Source organism: Pseudomonas sp. UV AK001 (genome assembly GCF_046097675.1).
GTDB lineage: Bacteria > Pseudomonadota > Gammaproteobacteria > Pseudomonadales > Pseudomonadaceae > Aquipseudomonas > Aquipseudomonas kribbensis.
Genome location: NZ_JBJUVZ010000005.1, coordinates 133,663 through 151,829 on the forward strand (window position 1 = coordinate 133,663; position 18,167 = coordinate 151,829).

At 61.6% G+C, this 18,167-nt stretch carries 14 protein-coding genes and 1 riboswitch; of the genes, 7 read left to right on the top strand and 7 right to left on the bottom strand.

From position 1 onward, the window contains the following. Positions 1-12: 12 nt before the first annotated feature. Positions 13-897, top strand: a complete 885-nt coding sequence (locus tag ACKLNA_RS16080) for a glycosyltransferase (protein WP_408986550.1) — start codon at positions 13-15, stop codon at positions 895-897. Between the two features lie 45 nt (positions 898-942). Here the strand turns inward: ACKLNA_RS16080 and ACKLNA_RS16085 are convergent, their stop codons facing one another. Continuing rightward, entirely contained in the window at positions 943-2,163 is a 1,221-nt protein-coding gene (locus tag ACKLNA_RS16085; protein ID WP_408986415.1) for an acyltransferase family protein, read from the bottom strand. Positions 2,164-2,165: 2 nt separating this feature from the next. Continuing rightward, on the bottom strand, positions 2,166-4,031 hold the full coding sequence (locus tag ACKLNA_RS16090) for an O-antigen ligase family protein (protein WP_408986416.1): 1,866 nt from the start codon (positions 4,029-4,031) through the stop codon (positions 2,166-2,168). A 154-nt stretch (positions 4,032-4,185) separates the two neighbouring features. Here ACKLNA_RS16090 and msbA point away from each other — a divergent pair, with 154 nt between their 5' ends. The 3 genes from msbA (at position 4,186) to hldE (ending at position 8,440) form a co-directional block, all read left to right on the top strand. Beyond that, positions 4,186-5,988 carry a lipid A export permease/ATP-binding protein MsbA gene (gene msbA / locus ACKLNA_RS16095; protein WP_408986417.1) on the top strand — a complete coding sequence of 601 codons (1,803 nt, stop codon included), beginning with the start codon at positions 4,186-4,188 and terminating at the stop codon, positions 5,986-5,988. A 164-nt stretch (positions 5,989-6,152) separates the two neighbouring features. Further along, entirely contained in the window at positions 6,153-6,857 is a 705-nt protein-coding gene (locus ACKLNA_RS16100) for a sulfotransferase family 2 domain-containing protein (RefSeq protein ID WP_408986418.1), read from the top strand. Between the two features lie 158 nt (positions 6,858-7,015). After that, positions 7,016-8,440: a bifunctional D-glycero-beta-D-manno-heptose-7-phosphate kinase/D-glycero-beta-D-manno-heptose 1-phosphate adenylyltransferase HldE gene (hldE, locus tag ACKLNA_RS16105; protein WP_248738544.1), complete on the top strand. Its 1,425-nt coding sequence runs from the start codon at positions 7,016-7,018 to the stop codon at positions 8,438-8,440. 66 nt (positions 8,441-8,506) lie between these two features. Here the strand turns inward: hldE and ACKLNA_RS16110 are convergent, their stop codons facing one another. The 4 genes from ACKLNA_RS16110 to ACKLNA_RS16125 all read right to left on the bottom strand — a co-directional run bounded on the left by ACKLNA_RS16110 (position 8,507) and on the right by ACKLNA_RS16125 (position 11,958). Further along, positions 8,507-9,475, bottom strand: a complete 969-nt coding sequence (locus ACKLNA_RS16110) for a metal ABC transporter ATPase (protein ID WP_408986419.1) — start codon at positions 9,473-9,475, stop codon at positions 8,507-8,509. 31 nt (positions 9,476-9,506) lie between these two features. Next, positions 9,507-10,319 (bottom strand): aldo/keto reductase, encoded by an 813-nt coding sequence (locus tag ACKLNA_RS16115; RefSeq protein ID WP_408986420.1) that lies wholly within the window; start codon positions 10,317-10,319, stop codon positions 9,507-9,509. After that, positions 10,316-11,491, bottom strand: a complete 1,176-nt coding sequence (locus ACKLNA_RS16120; protein ID WP_408986421.1) for an NAD(P)/FAD-dependent oxidoreductase — start codon at positions 11,489-11,491, stop codon at positions 10,316-10,318. Before ACKLNA_RS16120 ends, ACKLNA_RS16115 begins: the two co-directional genes overlap by 4 nt. 134 nt (positions 11,492-11,625) lie before the next feature. Next, positions 11,626-11,958, bottom strand: coding sequence for a DMT family transporter (locus ACKLNA_RS16125; RefSeq protein ID WP_408986422.1), 333 nt, complete (start codon positions 11,956-11,958; stop codon positions 11,626-11,628). Between the two features lie 102 nt (positions 11,959-12,060). Between ACKLNA_RS16125 and ACKLNA_RS16130 the strand changes: the two genes are divergently transcribed. Continuing rightward, positions 12,061-12,963, top strand: coding sequence for a LysR family transcriptional regulator (locus ACKLNA_RS16130; protein WP_408986423.1), 903 nt, complete (start codon positions 12,061-12,063; stop codon positions 12,961-12,963). 11 nt (positions 12,964-12,974) lie between these two features. Continuing rightward, the gene (gene waaA, locus ACKLNA_RS16135) at positions 12,975-14,255 is read left to right on the top strand and encodes a lipid IV(A) 3-deoxy-D-manno-octulosonic acid transferase (protein WP_408986424.1); all 1,281 of its coding nucleotides are present in this window, start codon (positions 12,975-12,977) and stop codon (positions 14,253-14,255) included. 30 nt (positions 14,256-14,285) lie between these two features. On the opposite strand, the gene ACKLNA_RS16140 is transcribed toward waaA, so the two are convergent. Beyond that, positions 14,286-15,719, bottom strand: a complete 1,434-nt coding sequence (locus tag ACKLNA_RS16140) for a TolC family outer membrane protein (RefSeq protein ID WP_408986425.1) — start codon at positions 15,717-15,719, stop codon at positions 14,286-14,288. Between the two features lie 206 nt (positions 15,720-15,925). Continuing rightward, a riboswitch (TPP riboswitch) is annotated at positions 15,926-16,031 on the top strand. A gap of 146 nt (positions 16,032-16,177) precedes the next feature. Between ACKLNA_RS16140 and thiC the strand changes: the two genes are divergently transcribed. Beyond that, complete coding sequence (gene thiC, locus ACKLNA_RS16145) at positions 16,178-18,067, top strand: phosphomethylpyrimidine synthase ThiC (RefSeq protein WP_085711132.1); 1,890 nt, start codon at positions 16,178-16,180, stop codon at positions 18,065-18,067. Positions 18,068-18,167 lie beyond the last annotated feature (100 nt).

Genomic DNA, 18,167 nt, shown 5'->3' on the forward strand with positions numbered 1-18,167 from the left:
GAGTCAGCAGCCCTGAGCGATGCGCAGCCCCTTGTCACCGTCATCATCGCGTCCTACAACCACGGACCGTATATCGAGGAAAGCATCCTCAGCGTCATCAGCCAGAGCTACAAGAACATCGAGCTGCTGGTGGTCGACGACGGATCGAAGGATGACAGTGCCGAGCGCATCAAGGCGTTGCAGGAAAAGCACGGCTTCGATTTCCGGGTGCAGCAGAACCAGGGGCTGACCAATACGCTCAATGGCGCGATCGCGCGGGCCAAAGGCAGTCTGATCGTGCCGTTCGGTTCCGACGACATCATGTACCCGGACCGCATCGCCACCCAGGTCGCGTACATGGATGGCAAGCCGGAAGTGGGTATCTGCGCCGGCAACATCGAATTGATGGACGCCGACGGCAACCTCTACCCGGAAAAGCGTCAGCGCCGGGACGTGCCGTTCCGTCGCCTGGACTTCGATGACATGTTCCTGGAGCGCAAGCCGTATCCGCCGGCACCGACCCTGATGATCCGCCGTGAAGCACTGGACAAGGTGGGCGGGTTCGATCCGACGATTCGTCTCGAAGATCTGTACATCGAGCTGAAAGTGACCCGCGCCGGTTACTTCATCGATGGACTGAACGTAGTGATGGCGCGCTATCGCAAGCACGCCACCAACTCCTACAAGAACCACCGCTTCATGATCGAGAACATCCTGCGTACCTACGCGCTGTTCAGCGATCATCCGCTGTACGACGAGGTGCGTAACAAGTCGCTCAATTCGATGTTCCTGAAAACCGCCAACCGCGACCGCAAACTGGCGCGGGAGCTGCTGGCACAGATTCCGTTCAAGGCCTGGAACAAGAAAACCTGGCGCGGTCTGGGCCGGTTGCTGTTTTCGCCGCTGGAAAAGGACTGAACCACGGACTGGAAAGAAGGCTCGACGCTGAGACAGGTGCCCTGTTCAGCGTTCCCGGGCGGCTTCCTTGGCCAGTTTTCTCGGACGCTGCTTCTGGCGTAACCAGTTCACGAATGTCTTTCCGGCTTCGATTCCAGGCTTCTCGATGTACAGGAATGTCAGGCTGGCAATGACGATCAGCAGACAACTGCAGACGACCATCAACAGCAGATAGAGAACCGGCCTCTGTGGGTTGAAGGACATCAGGTGAGGCAGCTGCTGCACCATGATCCAGAGCACATAACCGTGCAGCAGATAAGTGCTGTAGCTGATCTCACCCAGCCAGCGGACACTGCGCAGGCGCAGAGCCCCCCAAAGCGGATTTCCCGACGCCACGATGACGAAGAATGTGCTCAGCAGCAGAAGCGGCAACAAGCTGAAGGCGCGCTTGAACAGTGTCATCGCCAGAGTCAGTGCCAGCAGGGCAACCGCTGTGGCTACATGGGTCCGGCCCCATGCCACCAGGTGGGGGCGTCGTACCCAATAGGCCGCCGCGATGCCGCCAAGAAAGCTCGCCAGAAAATGCTTCTTCAGCGAATGCTCCCAGCCGACGACCTGGTACAGGGCGTAGATCCCGATCAGGCACAGTACGACTTGCACCCAGTGCCCGCGATAGATGAACACCAGCCCCAGCAGTGGCAGTGCCAGATAGAAGAACACCTCATAAGCCAGTGTCCAGGTCACGTTGGAGATCAACATGCCACTCTGGTGGTACTGATTGATATCCGGCCGTTCGAATGTCAGCCAGCCAAAAACCTGCCCGGCCAATTGCGCGGGAGAGTCCTTCAGTTCCCAGTCCTGCAGGTTGAACACGGTGACAAACACAATCAGCATCAATGGCAGGTAAAGGGGATAGAGCCGAAACACCCGTGATACCGCAAATGCCAGCCAGTCGTGCTGGCGCCCCTGTTTGAGCAGGCGGCTCCAGAACAGAAACCCGGTGATCATGAAAAACAGCGCAACACTGGCCTGGCCCAACTGCGAGTAGAAGTTGCTCGGCGGAAAGTCGATCACGCCGGTGTGCAGGTAGAACCAGGTAATGATGGCGTGATGTATGAAAACGCCAAAGGCCAGATAGCCGCGCAAGCCGTCGATAGTGCTGTAGCGGCTTTCACCGTTGTGCTGCAGGTGTCGGGCGGCTTTGGGAATCAGGCGCAGAAACATTCCCGACGTCGCAATGGCGAGCAGAAACGCTACCGCGGCAAAGACAGGATTGGTTTCTGTCATGGTCAGTTGGCCCGAACAGGGCGTCCTTGCTGTTGCACTTGCCTGTGCAGGTTATCCACAGCTGCCTGGGAGGCCGTCGTCGAATAACCCTGGAGCAGGGCATCGAAGTGGTCCACGAACAGCCAGCGCTTGTCTTCCGTGTAGCGCTGCATGTGGCGCAGGTTGCGTTGACGCAATGAAAGGCTCAATGGGGACGGGTAGATCCGCAGGTCGGCCAGGTCGATCAATCCGAACTCACCGTCCTCCAGCACCAGAACGTTGCCCAGGTGCAGCGAGCGGAAATACACGCCCTGTTCATGCAGGCGGGCCATGAACTTGCCGAAGCGCTCGACCAGTGCCTGCCGTACGGCCGGCGCGGTGATGCCCTGAAGTACCTGGCGCAAGGTGTGGCCCGGCAATGGCGCGTAATGTACCGCGCTGCTGCCGTCGTCGAGGCGATACAGGTTCAGCACTTGCGGGGTCGGGATGCCCGTCCGGCGCAATTGTTCGCTATTGACGGCGAAGCGTTCGGAGTAAGGATTGAAGTTGCCCGAGGTGTACCAGCGACGGCGACGGAACAGCTTGAGGAAGCTGCCATCGCTCAGGCGCAGGACCTTGGGGCCGAGGCCGTCTTCCTCGATCACCTGGGCATCGGCCGCCAGTTGCTGCAGGCCGGTGGCCGACAGTTTCTGTACCGGTACGGTCAGCAGGCGTCGGGCTCGCTGATTGATGCTCAGTGCAGCAATCAGCGCCAGAGGAATCCACAGCAGGAACCAGTGTTCCTTGGGGCGCGAGATGATGCCGCCGCCCTCGGTCAATCCGGCCCCGATGCCGAAAACCAGCCAGGTGGAAGCAATGATCAGCAACGGCTGAACCCGCTGACGCCAGCTGCTCAGCAAGCCCCACGCCTGGAAAAACAGCCATGGCAACAAACCAAGGATCCCGACGTAGTAAAGGACGCCCAGGACAAAACTGTGGGGTTCCTCAAAGTTGTAGCCTACGCCCGGATCGATCGCCAGACCGGCGTTATAGCCATGGCCGATCCACGGGTGCTCGGAAATCTTTTGCAGGGCGATCTGCCAGATTTCGAAGCGGTAAGAGTCGCCACGCTCGGTAATCATCTTCGAGAACAGGCAGACCACACTGATACCTACGGTGGCCAGGGCTCCCAGCATCACCAGAGAGCGACGGTTCCAGCAGATGAAGCTCAGCCAGAGCGCAGCCATGGTCAGTGCGACCAGTGGCGTTCTTGAGCCGGTGGCGATGACTGCTGCAAACATGACCAGCATCGCCGGCAGGCTGAGCCAGAGCAGGCGGCCATGCCTGCACGACATGCTGACGCTCATCCAGTAGGCACAGAAGAAGCCGAACAGGTGGGAACTGAGCAAGGGATTGTCGAAAGCGCCACCACCAACAAGACGCGCGCCAGGCTCGTAATGATGGGCGAACCGGACCAGAAAACAGGCGGTGGCGATCAGTGCGACCACGGCCGCGACGAATAACATCGGCGCAAGAATATCGCTGCGGTACCGCACAAGCAGGTAACAGCCGACAAACAGCAGCAAGGTATGCAGCGGTGGCTTGAACATGCCACCGAACGATTCGCCGTCGACTGGTCCCCAGCTCAGACTGAACATCGCCCAGGCGACGAACACCAGCAACGCAACAATCATCGGTTCGCGCACCAGTTCCTTGAACCCCTGGGGGCGCAGGCACAGGGCAATCAGCGCCGGAATGCTGAACAGACCATAAAACAGCTTGTGGTGCAGGCTGCGGCCAGGCAGGAAGAACAGCGCGCACAGGAGCAGGAAGTAGCCGACGGGAAGTATCCACAGGCTGATGAAATCGAAGACTCGACTGGACGTACTGCTGAAGCCGCGAAGTTGCATGCTGTGAGATTCAATCCTGAAGTTGATCGGCCATTTCGTTGCTGGCTATTTGATGCTGAAAAAGACGCATAACAATAACAGCCTTTGCCCGATTGCCAGAACCCTTAAGAAGCTGTGCTAAAGTCAGCGTCCTTTTTATCGACTTTCGCGTGATATGACCGACTCCAGTCCCGCCGCAAGCCCTTCGAGCTTGAAAATCTACTTCCGCCTGCTCGGCTACGTCCGGCCGTATATCAGTCTGTTCCTGATCAGCATCGTCGGTTTTCTGATTTTCGCATCGACCCAGCCGATGCTCGGTTACATCCTCAAGTATTTCGTCGACGGTCTGTCCAATCCCGAGGCGGTGCTTTTTCCGACCGTGCCTTACCTGCGTGACCTGCAACTTTTGCAGGCCGTACCGTTGCTGATCATCCTGATCGCTGCCTGGCAGGGCCTGGGGTCCTATCTGGGCAACTACTTCCTGGCCAAGGTTTCCCTGGGCCTGGTCCACGACCTGCGGGTGCAGTTGTTCAACAACCTGCTGGTATTGCCGAACCGGTATTTCGACAAGCATAACTCCGGTCACCTGATTTCACGCATCACCTTCAACGTCACCATGGTCACGGGGGCGGCAACAGATGCGATCAAGGTCGTAATCCGTGAAGGCATGACGGTGATCTTCCTGTTCGCCTCCCTGCTGTTCATGAACTGGAAGCTGACACTGGTGATGGTTGCGATCCTGCCGTTGATCGCCGTGATGGTGCGCACCGCCAGCAAGAAATTCCGCAAGCAGAGCAAGAAAATCCAGCTGGCCATGGGTGACGTGACCCATGTGGCGTCGGAAACCATCCAGGGTTATCGCGTCGTGCGCAGCTTCGGCGGCGAAGCCTATGAAGAGAAACGCTTCCTCGATGCCAGTCAGAGCAATACCGACAAACAACTGCGCATGACTCGCACCGGCGCCATCTACACGCCGATGCTGCAACTGGTGATCTACACCGCCATGGCCGTGCTGATGTTCCTGGTGCTGTTCCTGCGCGGTGACGCTTCGGCAGGTGACATGGTGGCCTACATCACCCTGGCGGGCCTGCTGCCCAAACCGATTCGCCAGTTGTCCGAAGTCAGTTCGACCATCCAGAAAGGCGTGGCCGGTGCCGAAAGCATTTTCGAGCAGCTCGACGTCGAGCCGGAGGTCGATACCGGCACGGTCGAGCGCGATGCGGTCAGCGGTCGTCTCGATGTGCGCAACCTGAGCTTCACCTATCCGGGGACCGAGCGTCAGGTGCTCGACAACATCAGCTTCTCGGCCGAGCCCGGGCAGATGGTGGCGCTGGTCGGCCGCTCCGGCAGCGGCAAGTCGACGCTGGCCAACCTGATCCCGCGCTTCTACCATCACGACAAGGGCGAGATCCTGATCGACGGTGTGGAAGTGGAGCAATACAAGCTGCTCAACCTGCGCCGCCACATCGCCCAGGTCACCCAGCACGTCACGCTGTTCAGCGACACTGTGGCCAACAACATTGCCTACGGCGATCTGGCCGGGGCGCCGCGTGAAGACATCGAGAAAGCCGCGCGTGACGCCTATGCCATGGACTTCATCGCTCAGTTGCCTGAGGGGCTGGACACCCAGGTCGGCGAGAACGGCGTGCTGCTGTCCGGTGGCCAGCGCCAGCGCCTGGCGATCGCCCGTGCCTTGCTCAAGAACGCGCCATTGCTGATTCTCGACGAGGCCACTTCGGCTCTCGACACCGAATCCGAGCGCCACATCCAGGCAGCACTGGACCAGGTGATGAAGGGCCGCACCACGCTGGTGATTGCTCACCGTCTGTCGACCATCGAGAAGGCCGACCTGATTCTGGTGATGGATCAGGGCCGGATCGTCGAGCGTGGCACTCACGGCGAACTGCTGGCGCAGAACGGCTACTACGCGCGCCTCAATGCCATGGGGCTCGATGCCCCGGCCGAAGACATTGCCTGAGTCAGCCTTGCAAATGCCGGGCGCGCAATGCGCCCGGCAGTTTGTATCCGGATCTTTACCGTTCTTGACCAAACCTGCATAAAACCCGACACCGCGCTTGTTAAGGTTCCTGAACGAACTTTGACTTTCATCGAAGGGGCCATCCCCGTCGCGCGGGTACTTTCATGTTGCAACGCTATCTGTGGAAGCTGCTGCCCAAGCCGCAGCGGGCCTTTCTGCTGGGGCGCCTGTCGGTGGTCGATCGACAGGCGGTGAACAAGTCAATGTCGGCCAACCTGCGCTTTCCCGAAGCCTTCGAACAACGCTCCTGCCTGTTCATTCACGTCCCCAAATGCGCCGGCAGCAGTGTGTGTACCGCGATGTTCGATGGTTGGCGGCCGGGCCATCTGCCGCTGTACTGGTATGAAGAGCAGTTTCCCGCGCAGTTCGCTACTGCGTACAAATTCGCTTTCGTCCGCGATCCGCTGGAGCGTGCCTATTCGGCATACGCTTTTCTGCGGGGCAACGAGCTGAGCGGACGCGATCACGCCGCGCAGCAACTGGTCAGGCATTACCGCGACTTCGATGACTTCGTTGCGCGCTGGCTGCATACGGAAAACATCGCGCGACAATTACACTTCGCTGCGCAAACCGACTTTCTCACCGACTCACTGGGCCGTCTGGCGCTGGACTTCATCGGTTACCAGGAACATCTGGAGCGGGATTTCCAGCTGGTGTGCGAGCACCTGGGCCTTACCAGCCGATTGCAATACGTCAACTGTTCCCGGGAGCGGCGTCCGTTGCCGGCCCGGGAATTCTGCTCCCCGCGTACCCGACGCCTGGTGCGGCGGGTCTATGCACGTGACTACGAGATGCTCGGTTACGAATGAGTTGCCACCGGGTTGGCGCCTGCCATCGACTGGCAGCGCTCCTGTACAAAAAACGAGCAAAAAAGCCTGTCGTTTCATCCTGTTGCAGCCGCCGCACAAGCCTTCGCCAACCCTGTGTTAATATCGCGCCCCTGTTCATTTTGTATGTGGGTTGCTCCATGAAGTTGTCCATGCCGCGATTCGATCAAGCCCCTGTCTTGGTGGTCGGCGATGTCATGCTCGACCGTTACTGGCATGGTGGTACCTCACGGATTTCCCCTGAGGCGCCGGTTCCGGTTGTAAAGGTCGAGCAAATCGAAGACCGCCCGGGCGGTGCCGCCAACGTTGCCTTGAACATTGCCGCGCTGGGTGCGCCGGCGTCGCTGGTCGGTGTGACCGGTGACGACGAGGCTGCCGACAGCCTGAGCAACAGCCTCAAGGGTGCGGGCGTGCGCGCCTTGTTCCAGCGCATTGCGCACCAGCCGACCATCGTCAAGCTGCGGGTCATGAGCCGGCACCAGCAATTGCTGCGTATCGACTTCGAAGAACCGTTCGCCACTGACGCCCTGGCCCTTGCTTCCCAGGTCGACGACCTGCTGGAAGGCATCAAGGTGCTGGTGCTGTCCGACTACGGCAAAGGCGCCCTGAAAAACCATCAGGCACTGATCCAGGCCGCCCGGGCCAAAGGCATTCCGGTGCTGGCCGACCCGAAGGGCAAGGATTTCTCGATCTACCGTGGCGCGAGCCTGATCACCCCGAACCTCAGCGAGTTCGAAGCCATCGTCGGCGGTTGCGTCGATGAGCACGAACTGGTGAGCAAGGGCGCGAAACTGATGCACGACCTCGAACTCGGCGCACTGCTGGTGACTCGCGGCGAGCACGGCATGACCCTGCTGCGTCCGGATCATCCGGCGCTGCACCTGCCGGCCCGGGCCCGTGAAGTGTTCGACGTGACCGGTGCCGGCGACACGGTGATTTCCACCCTGGCGGCCGCGATTGCCGCAGGCGAAGAACTGCCGCACGCGGTGGCGCTGGCCAACCTGGCGGCCGGCATCGTGGTCGGCAAACTGGGTACGGCGGCGATCAGCGCCCCGGAGCTGCGTCGTGCCATTCAGCGCGAGGAAGGTTCGGAGCGCGGTGTGCTGGGTCTGGAGCAACTGATTCTGGCGGTTGCCGATGCCCGTGCGCACAACGAGCGGATCGTGTTCACCAACGGCTGCTTCGACATCCTGCATGCCGGGCACGTGACCTACCTCGAGCAGGCACGAGCGCAAGGCGATCGTCTGATCGTGGCGATCAACGACGACGCCTCGGTCAGCCGCCTGAAAGGGCCGGGCCGACCGATCAACAGTGTCGACCGGCGCATGGCGGTTCTCGCTGGCCTGGGCGCGGTGGACTGGGTGATCAGCTTCCCTGAAGGCACCCCGGAAAACCTGCTGCGCGAGGTCAAGCCGGACGTGCTGGTGAAGGGCGGCGACTATGGCATCGACCAGGTTGTCGGCGCCGACATCGTCAAGGCCTACGGCGGCACCGTGAAGGTGTTGGGGCTGGTGGAAAACAGCTCGACCACGGCGATTGTGGAAAAAATCCGCAAGTCCGAGTGATGCAAACATGAAGACCGCGCCTGCGATGACTCTCTGGAGTCACTCGCAGGCGCGGTCTTTTGCTGTTCAGGAATTCACTTTCTTGCGCGGCACGATCTTCTTCAGCAGTTGCTTCGCCTTGCCGCGCAACCGCGCCAGCCCCGTGTCCTTGGCCGGTGGCGTCAGACCCTGCTGGCGCAGCCAGTCCTTCCAGCGAATCCGCTCATCGCGCACCAGCCAGCCGTCCTGCCGGGCGAAGCTTTCGGCCAGATACAGGCCTCGGGTGCCTGCCGGGGATAACTGACCTTTCTTCAACGTATACAGTTCAGGCAGTGGCTCGCCGTCCTGCAACGGCATCAAGTAGAGGTCGGGTCGTTTGCGGTCGAGCCGGGCGACCAGTTGATCGCCTTCCAGCCGTTCATCGACATGAAACAGACTGAGGTTCTTGGCTTCTTTCGGTACATCCAGTCGCAGGTCGTAGATCAATTGCAGGGACGCAGTCGGCAAGTGCACGTAGGCCCGTGGCCGTTCGAGCAATTGCAGATTGGCACAGCGCACCGGCCGCGCCGAACCGGACAGCGGCGTCAGGCGAAAGGGCAGGGCCTCGCGATAATGCAGCGCCGACGCGTACGGCGCCGGCAGCCAGGTGTCGTTGAAACGCCCGCCGAGCCAGCCTTCCGGGGTTTCCAGCAGGCATTCTTCGGCGATCTCCTGAATGGCCGTGTGCAACGGGATATTCAGTTCATGCGCCGGCACATAGCCGGAAATCAGCTTGAGCACGACATCGCCGCGATCCTGCCGACGCTGGCGCACCAGCACCCAGTAATCGCGATTCTGCCAGTGCAGGGTCAGGCGCACCGAGACGCCGAGATTGGCCAGCTCCAGCGCAAAGCGTTCGGCATCCGCCACGCTGACCGGTTTGCGCCGCTGCAGGGTCTGGGCGAAATTCAGCGGCATGCCGACGCTCTGATACGTCAGGCCTTCGGGTGTCGCTTCGACGAACAATGGCAGCGTCTTGAAGTTGCTCGGGTTCTTTCTGATGAGCGTACGCGGCATGTCGGCTCCTGCTTAAGGCCGCGGGGCGGCGTCAGTGACCACGAAGGACCTGGGCAACGGTCGCAACGTTATGGGCGAGGTGCAGCGGATTGATTGTCCCGACGATGGCACTGGCCACGCCGGGCCGGGCGAACAGCAACTCGAAGCTGGCGCGCACCGGATCCACCCCGGGACTCAGGCACACGTGACCGCTGGCCAGGGCCTTCTTCACCAGAATGGCTTTGCCGTGGGCAGCAGCATAGTCAATGACAGCCTTCTCGTTTTGTTCGTTCAGATTGTAGGTGACCATCGCGCAGTCGCCTTGCTCCAGCGCTTTGAGGCCACCGTCGACGGTTTTGCCGGAGAAGCCGAAGCCGCGAATCTTGCCCTCGGCCTTCAGCGCCGCGAGGGTTGCGTAGACGTCGCTGTCATTGAGGATGGTCATGTCGTTGCCATCGGAGTGCACCAGCACCAGATCGATAAAATCCGTTTCCAGACGTTGCAGGCTGCGCTCCACCGACATCCGGGTGTGGGCGGCGCTGAAATCGTGGGTCGACTGGCCGTCGACAAACTCTTCGCCAACCTTGCTGACGATCACCCAATCCTTGCGCTCACCCCGCAGCAACGGGCCCAGGCGCTCTTCACTGCGGCCATAGGCCGGCGCGGTGTCGATCAGGTTGATGCCCAGCTCCCGCGCCTGCTTGAGCAGCATGCGCGCGGCGTCGTCATCGGGGATCTGGAAGCCGTTGGGGTATTTCACGCCCTGGTCGCGGCCGAGTTTGACGGTGCCCAGGCCCAGCGGCGAAACCAGCAGGCCGGTGCTGCCCAGTGGGCGATGCAGATCGTGCAGGGTCGGCAGGCTCATGGCAGCAGTTGCTCCCAGGCTGGAACGCCCATCGGTGGTTTCGGCAACTCGGGCAACGGGGCCGGATGGCTCGGCTGGATGCCGTCGCGTTCCAGTGAGGCGATCACCCGGTCGGCGAAGTCCGGCGCCAGGGCGAGTTTGGTTGGCCAGCCGACCAACAGGCGACCTTCTTCGGCAAGGAACGCGTTGTCCGGGCGAGTCAGACCGGTTTGCAGCGGTTCGGCGCGGTCGACGCGCAGGGTCGCCCATTGCACGTTGCTCAGGTCGATCCACGGCAGCAACTGTGCGATTTCCTTTTGCGCAGTGGCGATCTGCTCGGCCGGCTCGCGAGCCACGCCTTCGGACTCGGCAATATCTCCGCCCATGTACCAGACCCACTGGCCGTCGGCGGCCGGGTGGGTGGTCACGGTGATTCGCGGTTTGGTGCCGCCACCCAGGCAATGGGCGTACAGCGGCTTCAGACCCGGGCCCTTGGCGATGATCATGTGCAGCGGCCGGCGTTGCATGGCCGGCTGCGTCAGACCGAGAGTTTCCAGCAGCGTCGCAGTACCTGCACCGGCACTGAGGACGATGCGCTGGGCGCGGATCTCGCGGCCGTCGACCTTCAGGCCCACCAGTACGCCGCTTTCCAGCAGCGGCTCGATGTTCTGACCGGCCAGCAAGCCGTCACCGGCGAGGTCGGCCAGGCGCTGGATCACGCTTGGCACGTCGACTACCAGTTCGGCGAGACGGTAGACCTTGCCCTTGAAGCGTTTGTCTTGCAGGGCCGGCGGCAATTGATCGCCCTTGACCTGATCGACCCGGCCGCGCACCGCTTTGCTGGCGAAGAAACTGGTGAGGTTGCCGGCCAGGGTGCCCGGCGACCACAGGTAATGGGCTTCGGACAGCAGGCGCACACCGCTCAGGTCCAGTTCACCGTTGCCGGCCAGGGCTTCGCGCCAGCGGCGCGGCATGTCGGCGATGGCTTCCGAGGCGCCGGTCAGTGCGCCATGCAGCGCATACTTGGCGCCGCCGTGGATGATGCCCTGGGATTTCACGCTCTGTCCGCCACCGAGGCTGGCGCTTTCCACCAGCACGGTCGAGAAACCCTGGCGGCGCAGGCGCGCGTTCAACCAGAGACCGGCGACACCAGCGCCGACAATCAGCACGTCGGTGGAAATGGGAGATGGCATGCAACGACCTCAGTGTTCAAGACGAGGGCGCAGTATACAGACTCGGGGAAAAGGGGATTTGTCGATGATCAACAGGGCTGACGCAAATCCAAATGTGGGAGCGAGCTCGCTCCCACAGGAATAGTGGTTGATGTTCAGTGGCCAGCGGTTTTCGAGAACAGCTGGATGACGACCACGCCGAGTACGATCAAGCCCATCCCGAGCATCGCCGGTACGTCCAGCTTTTGCCCATAGATGAACAGCGCCGCAACGCTGACCATCACGATGCCCATGCCGGCCCACACCGCGTAGGCCACGCCCACCGGCACGCTGCGCACCACCAGGGTCAGCATCCAGAACGCAATGGTGTAACCGACGATGACCAGCACCAGCGGCAAAGGCGTGCTGAAGCCTTTGACGGCCTTCATCGAAACGGTAGCGATCACTTCGGCGCAAATGGCGATGGCCAGATAGACGTAAGCGTTCATGTTCAATTCCTCGTGTGAAGCGTTGCTTTCTGAGGCGGCATTCTAGTGACTGCTCGGATGGGGTAAAGTCATTACCTATCTGTTTTGAAGATGGGTTGCCCGATGGACATGCAGTGGAATCTGGATCAGTTGCGCGTGTTCGTCGCGGTCGCCGAACAGCGTTCGTTTTCCGCCGTGGCGCGCCAGCAGCGCAAGGCGCAATCGGCGATCAGCAGCGCGATTGCCATGCTGGAAGACGACCTCGGTGTCAGTCTGTTCGAGCGTAGCAGCGGTCGCCAGCCGAGTCTTACCGAAGCGGGCGAAGCCTTGCTCGAAGAAGCGCGGGAAGTGCTGCGTCAATGTGAGCGCCTGAATGGTCGCGCCATGGCCATGGTGCGTGGCCAGGAAGCGCAATTGCGCGTGGCTCAGGATGAGGCGATGCCGTATCAGGCGCTGGTGGAAAGCTTCGGTGCACTGGCCGAACAGTTTCCGAGCCTGGAGGTGCAACTGACCAGCGCCGCACAGGGCGAGGTATCGCGCAAACTGGTGGAGCGTCGGGCCGATCTCGGGCTGCTGTTCTATCACGATGAAATCCCCGAAGCGCTGGAGCGTCGGGTGCTGGGCAGCGTGGAGATGGTCACGGTGTGTGGCGTCAATCATCCGCTGGCGGCGCAATCCCGGGTCAACTGTCAGCAGCTGGCGCAGCATCGGCAACTGCTGATGTCGACCCAGACCAGCGTCTACCCCGGCAGCGAACCGGCCAGTCCGCAGGTCTGGCGCGCCGACAGTTTCTACGTGATGGCCGAATGGCTGGTGCGCGACCTCGGCTGGGCCTGGCTGCCGCGTCATGTGGTGCAGTACTCGGCCTATCAGGGCCTGATGGTGGAGCTCGACAGCGAATGGACGCCGCCGGCGCTGGTGGTGGAGCTGGTCTGGCGCCGTGACGAACCGCTGGGGCCGGCCGCCCGCTGGCTGGCGGAGCGATTTGCCATACACCTGCGGGCGATCGGCGGCAAAAGCCGATAAACTCCGCCGCCATGAATAGAACTCTCTACACCGCGCTGTTTTACCTGGGGCTGCCATTGGTGGCGATTCGGCTGTGGCTACGCTCGCGCAAGGCGCCGGCGTATGCCAAGCGGATTGGCGAACGATTCTCCTACGGGATGCCGACGCTGCAACCTGGCGGCATCTGGGTTCATGCCGTGTCGGTGGGCGAAAGCATCGCCGCCGCGCCGATGATCCGCGCGCTGCTGCAACGTTATCCAACGCTTCCGGTCACCGTGACCTGCATGACGCCGACCGGCTCGGAGCGCATTCACGCACTGTTCGCCAACGAGCCGCGTATCCAGCATTGCTACCTGCCTTACGATTTGCCCTGCGCGGCGGCGCGTTTTCTCGATCGTGTGCAGCCGAAGCTTGCCGTGATTATGGAAACCGAGCTCTGGCCGAACCACATTCACCAATGCGCCAAACGCGGGATCCCGGTGGCGCTGGCCAACGGGCGCCTGTCCGAGCGTTCGGCCAAAGGCTACGGCCGGTTCAGCAAATTGACCGCACCCATGCTTGCCGAGATGAGCCTGTTCGCCGTGCAGACTGAAGCCGAAGCCCAGCGCTTCCGTGATTTGGGCGCACGCCCGGAGACGGTCGAAGTCACCGGCTCGATCAAGTTCGACCTGACCATCGACCCGCAACTGCTGCAACGCGCCGCTGAACTGCGCGGCCAATGGCAGGCGCAGGAGCGCCCGGTGTGGATCGCCGCCAGTACCCATGAAGGCGAAGACGAGGTGGTGCTCAATGCCCATCGCCGTTTGCTGGCCAACCATCCCGATGCGCTGCTGATTCTGGTGCCGCGCCATCCGGAACGTTTCAACTCGGTGTTCGAACTGTGCCAGCGCGAAGGTTTCGCCACGGTGCGTCGTTCGACCGGCGCCAACGTCGATGCCGCAACCTCGGTGCTGCTCGGCGACACCATGGGCGAGTTGCTGTTCCTCTATGCCTTGGCCGACAGCGCGTTTGTTGGCGGCAGCCTGGTGCCCAACGGCGGGCACAACCTGCTGGAACCGGCGGCGCTGGCGAAACCGGTGATCAGCGGCCCGCACCTGTTCAACTTCCTCGATATCGCCGCGCAGTTGCGCAGCGCCGGGGCCTTGGCCGAGGTGGATGACGCCGAAGGTCTGGCGACGGAAGTGCAGCGCCTGTTCGAATTGCCCCGCGACGCACAGCGCATGGCCGAAGCCGGGCTGAACGTGATGCACCGCAATCAGGGCGCGTTGCAGCGATTGCTTGATGGCCTGGGAAGGTTGATCGACCGCCCATAAAAAACGCAGCCTCAGGGCTGCGTTTTTTGTTTAAGGCCGGGCCTTGAGCTGTTCTTCGGCGGCCTTGGCCAGGTCCGGCGGCAGGAAGTCCTTGTCCGGGTTGTAGTCGGCTTTCAGATAACGGGTCAGGTCCTGCAGGTCACCCGGGTTCAACGTCCCCGCCACCTGCTTCAGGCGCAGGTTGTCGAGAATGTAGTCGTAACGGGTGTTGTTGTAGTTGCGCACCGAGGTGTAGAGCTGACGCTGGGCGTCTAGTACGTCGACGATGTTGCGCGTCCCCACCTGATAACCGATTTCCGTGGCTTCCACCGCGCTCTGGTTGGAGATGATCGACTGGCGGCGTGCCTGCACCTGTTCGACGTCGGTGTTCACCGCGCGGTGCAGGTTGCGGGTGTTTTCCACGATCTGCCGGCGCAGGCTTTCGCGCTGCTGTTCGCTCTGATCCAGTTGCGCGTAAGACTGGCGCACCTGGGAGCTGGTCAGCCCGCCGCTGTAGATCGGGATGTTCAGTTGCAGACCCACGGTGCTCTGCTCGACGTTGCCGTGATAAGGCGTACCGAACGCGCTCGGGTTGGAGAACCCGAGGGCGTCGTTGTCGCCTTTTTCGTATTTGGCCACGGCGTCGAGGGTCGGCAGGTGGCCGGCCTTGCGTTGCTTCAACGTCTGTTCGGCGGAGCTCACCGCAAAGTTGCTGGCCAGCAGATTGAGGTTCTGTTTGGCGGCGGTGTCGACCCAGGCCTTGGCGTCGTTCGGCGCCGGCGGCAGGATCGGCAGGGTGTGGACGATGCCCTGAATCGAGTTGTACTGACGGTTGGTCAGGGTGATCAGCGCTTCGAACGCATCATCCACCTGACGCTGGGCAACGATCCGGTTGGCCCGGGCGGTGTCGTAACTGGCTTGCGACTGCAGCACGTCGGTCTTGTCCGACAGGCCCACGTCGAAGCGCTCGTTGGACTGGTCGAGCTGGCGCTTGAACGCGGCTTCTTCAGCCTTGGTCGAGGCCAGGTTGTCCTGGCTGCGCAGCACGTTGAAGTAGCTTTCGGCCGATTGCAGTATCAGGTTCTGCTCGGTGGCCGACAGTTGCAGCGCGGCCTGCTCGTTGACGTCCTTGGCGGCCTGGTACTGGAACCAGCGATCGGCGCGGAACAGCGGCTGTGCCAGCGTCGCCTGATAGGAGTGCGCGCTGCGGTTGGCGATGGCCGATGGCTGGTCGATCGAGGTGCGCACGCTGGCGGTTTCGGCGCCGCCGGAAAGGTTCGGCAGCAGCCCGGCGCGGGCCTGGGGCACCACTTCTTTCTGGGCGCCGTACTGGGCGCGGGCGGCGGCAAGATCGGCGTTGTTGTCGACCGCTTCCTGATAGACGCTGACCAGATCGGTCCTGGTCGACAAGGGCGCTTCTGCTGCCCAGACCATTGCGTTGGACGCACAAGACACGGCAACAGCCAGTGAGAGTTTGCGCAGCATGAGGCGATCCCTAGCATGAATATTATGGAAATAATCCGGGCGCCAAAGGTAAGGCGCGGGCCGCATAGCGTCAAGGCGCAGCAGGGCAAGGCGAGTGTAGTAGCGCATTGAGGCGCTCACAATCCTGTCGGCCGCCGCAATTGCGCCATTCATCATGGTGTTTGCAGCGGTGTTGGCGTTCTTTGCCGGTTGTGTCTAGACTGGCCGGGTTCTTGTCGGGGTGCCTTGCTATGAGGCTGAGATCGAATAATTTCGGATCCCGTTGAACCTGATCAGGTTAGCGCCTGCGTAGGGAACAAGATTTCTCGTCACCCGGCGAGTCCTCTTGTGCTTCGTCCGGGAAATTGTTCGACAATCGAACGCTCGACGACGATGCACAGCACCAGTCCTGGTGCGTCCGTGCCTTTCAGGTTCTGCTCCGACAATCCACTGCCTGGATGCTGTCTGGAGAGCCCGTGATGACTACAAAATCTAAAAACGCGATCAACCTGAGTGACTCGGCCAAGGTCGACGAGCAGTCGGTTCAGCCGTTCACCCGTTCGCAAAAAGTCTACGTTCAGGGCTCCCGCCCGGACATCCGCGTGCCGATGCGCGAAATCACCCTCGATGTGACCCCGACCGACTTCGGCGGCGAAATCAACGCACCCGTTACCGTCTACGACACCTCCGGCCCGTACACCGATCCGAACGTGGTGATCGATGTGCGCAAAGGCCTGGGCGATGTGCGTTCGGCGTGGATCGACGACCGTGGCGACACCGAGCGCCTGCCGGGCCTGAGCTCGAATTTCGGTCAGGAACGCCTGGCCGATCCGGAGCTGACCAAGCTGCGTTTTGCCCACGTCAACAACCCGCGCCGCGCCAAGGCCGGGGCCAACGTCAGCCAGATGCACTACGCCCGCAAAGGCATCATCACCGCCGAGATGGAATACGTCGCCATCCGCGAAAACATGAAGCTGCAAGAAGCCCGCGCCGCCGGCCTGCTGAACCAGCAACACGCCGGCCACAGCTTCGGCGCGAGCATCCCGAAAGAAATCACCCCTGAGTTCGTGCGCGAAGAAATCGCCCGTGGCCGCGCGATCATTCCGGCCAACATCAACCACGTCGAGCTGGAACCGATGATCATCGGCCGTAACTTCCTGGTGAAGATCAACGGCAACATCGGCAACAGCGCACTGGGTTCGTCCATCGAAGAAGAAGTGGCGAAACTGACCTGGGGCATTCGCTGGGGTTCGGATACGGTGATGGACTTGTCCACCGGCAAGCACATCCACGAAACCCGCGAGTGGATCATTCGTAACTCGCCGGTTCCGATCGGCACCGTGCCGATTTATCAGGCGCTGGAAAAAGTTAACGGCGTTGCCGAAGACCTGACCTGGGAGCTGTTCCGCGACACGCTGATCGAGCAGGCGGAGCAGGGCGTCGACTACTTCACCATCCACGCCGGCGTGCTGTTGCGCTACGTGCCGCTGACCGCCAAGCGCGTGACCGGCATCGTCTCCCGTGGCGGTTCGATCATGGCCAAGTGGTGCCTGGCGCACCACAAAGAGAACTTCCTCTACACCCACTTCGACGAAATCTGCGAAATCATGAAGGCCTACGACGTCAGCTTCTCGCTGGGCGACGGCCTGCGTCCGGGCTCGATTGCCGACGCCAACGACGAAGCGCAATTTGGCGAACTGGAGACCCTCGGCGAACTGACCAAGATCGCCTGGAAGCACGACGTGCAATGCATGATCGAAGGCCCGGGCCACGTGCCGATGCAGTTGATCAAGGAGAACATGGACAAGCAGCTGGAGTGCTGCGACGAGGCGCCGTTCTACACCCTCGGCCCGCTGACCACCGACATTGCACCGGGTTATGACCACATCACCTCCGGTATCGGGGCGGCGATGATCGGCTGGTTCGGTTGCGCGATGCTTTGCTACGTGACGCCGAAGGAGCACCTGGGTCTGCCGAACAAGGATGACGTGAAGACCGGGATCATTACCTACAAGATCGCGGCCCACGCAGCGGACCTGGCCAAAGGACATCCGGGCGCGCAGATCCGCGACAACGCCTTGAGCAAGGCGCGGTTCGAGTTCCGTTGGGAAGACCAGTTCAACCTCGGCCTGGACCCGGACACCGCCCGTTCGTATCACGATGAAACCCTGCCGAAGGACTCGGCGAAGGTCGCGCATTTCTGTTCGATGTGCGGGCCGAAATTCTGCTCGATGAAGATCACTCAGGAAGTCCGCGAATACGCGGCCAACCAGCGGATCGACGCGGTCGACGTGGACGTCGCCCAAGGCCTGGCGGAACAGGCCGAGCGGTTCAAGAAGGAAGGCAGTCAGCTGTACAAGAAGGTTTGATCTGACCTGAAAGGGTGGGGCCTGTAATGGCCCCTTCGCGACCAAGCTCGCTCCCACATTTGAATGCATTCCAAAGTGGGAGCGAGCTTGCTCGCGAATA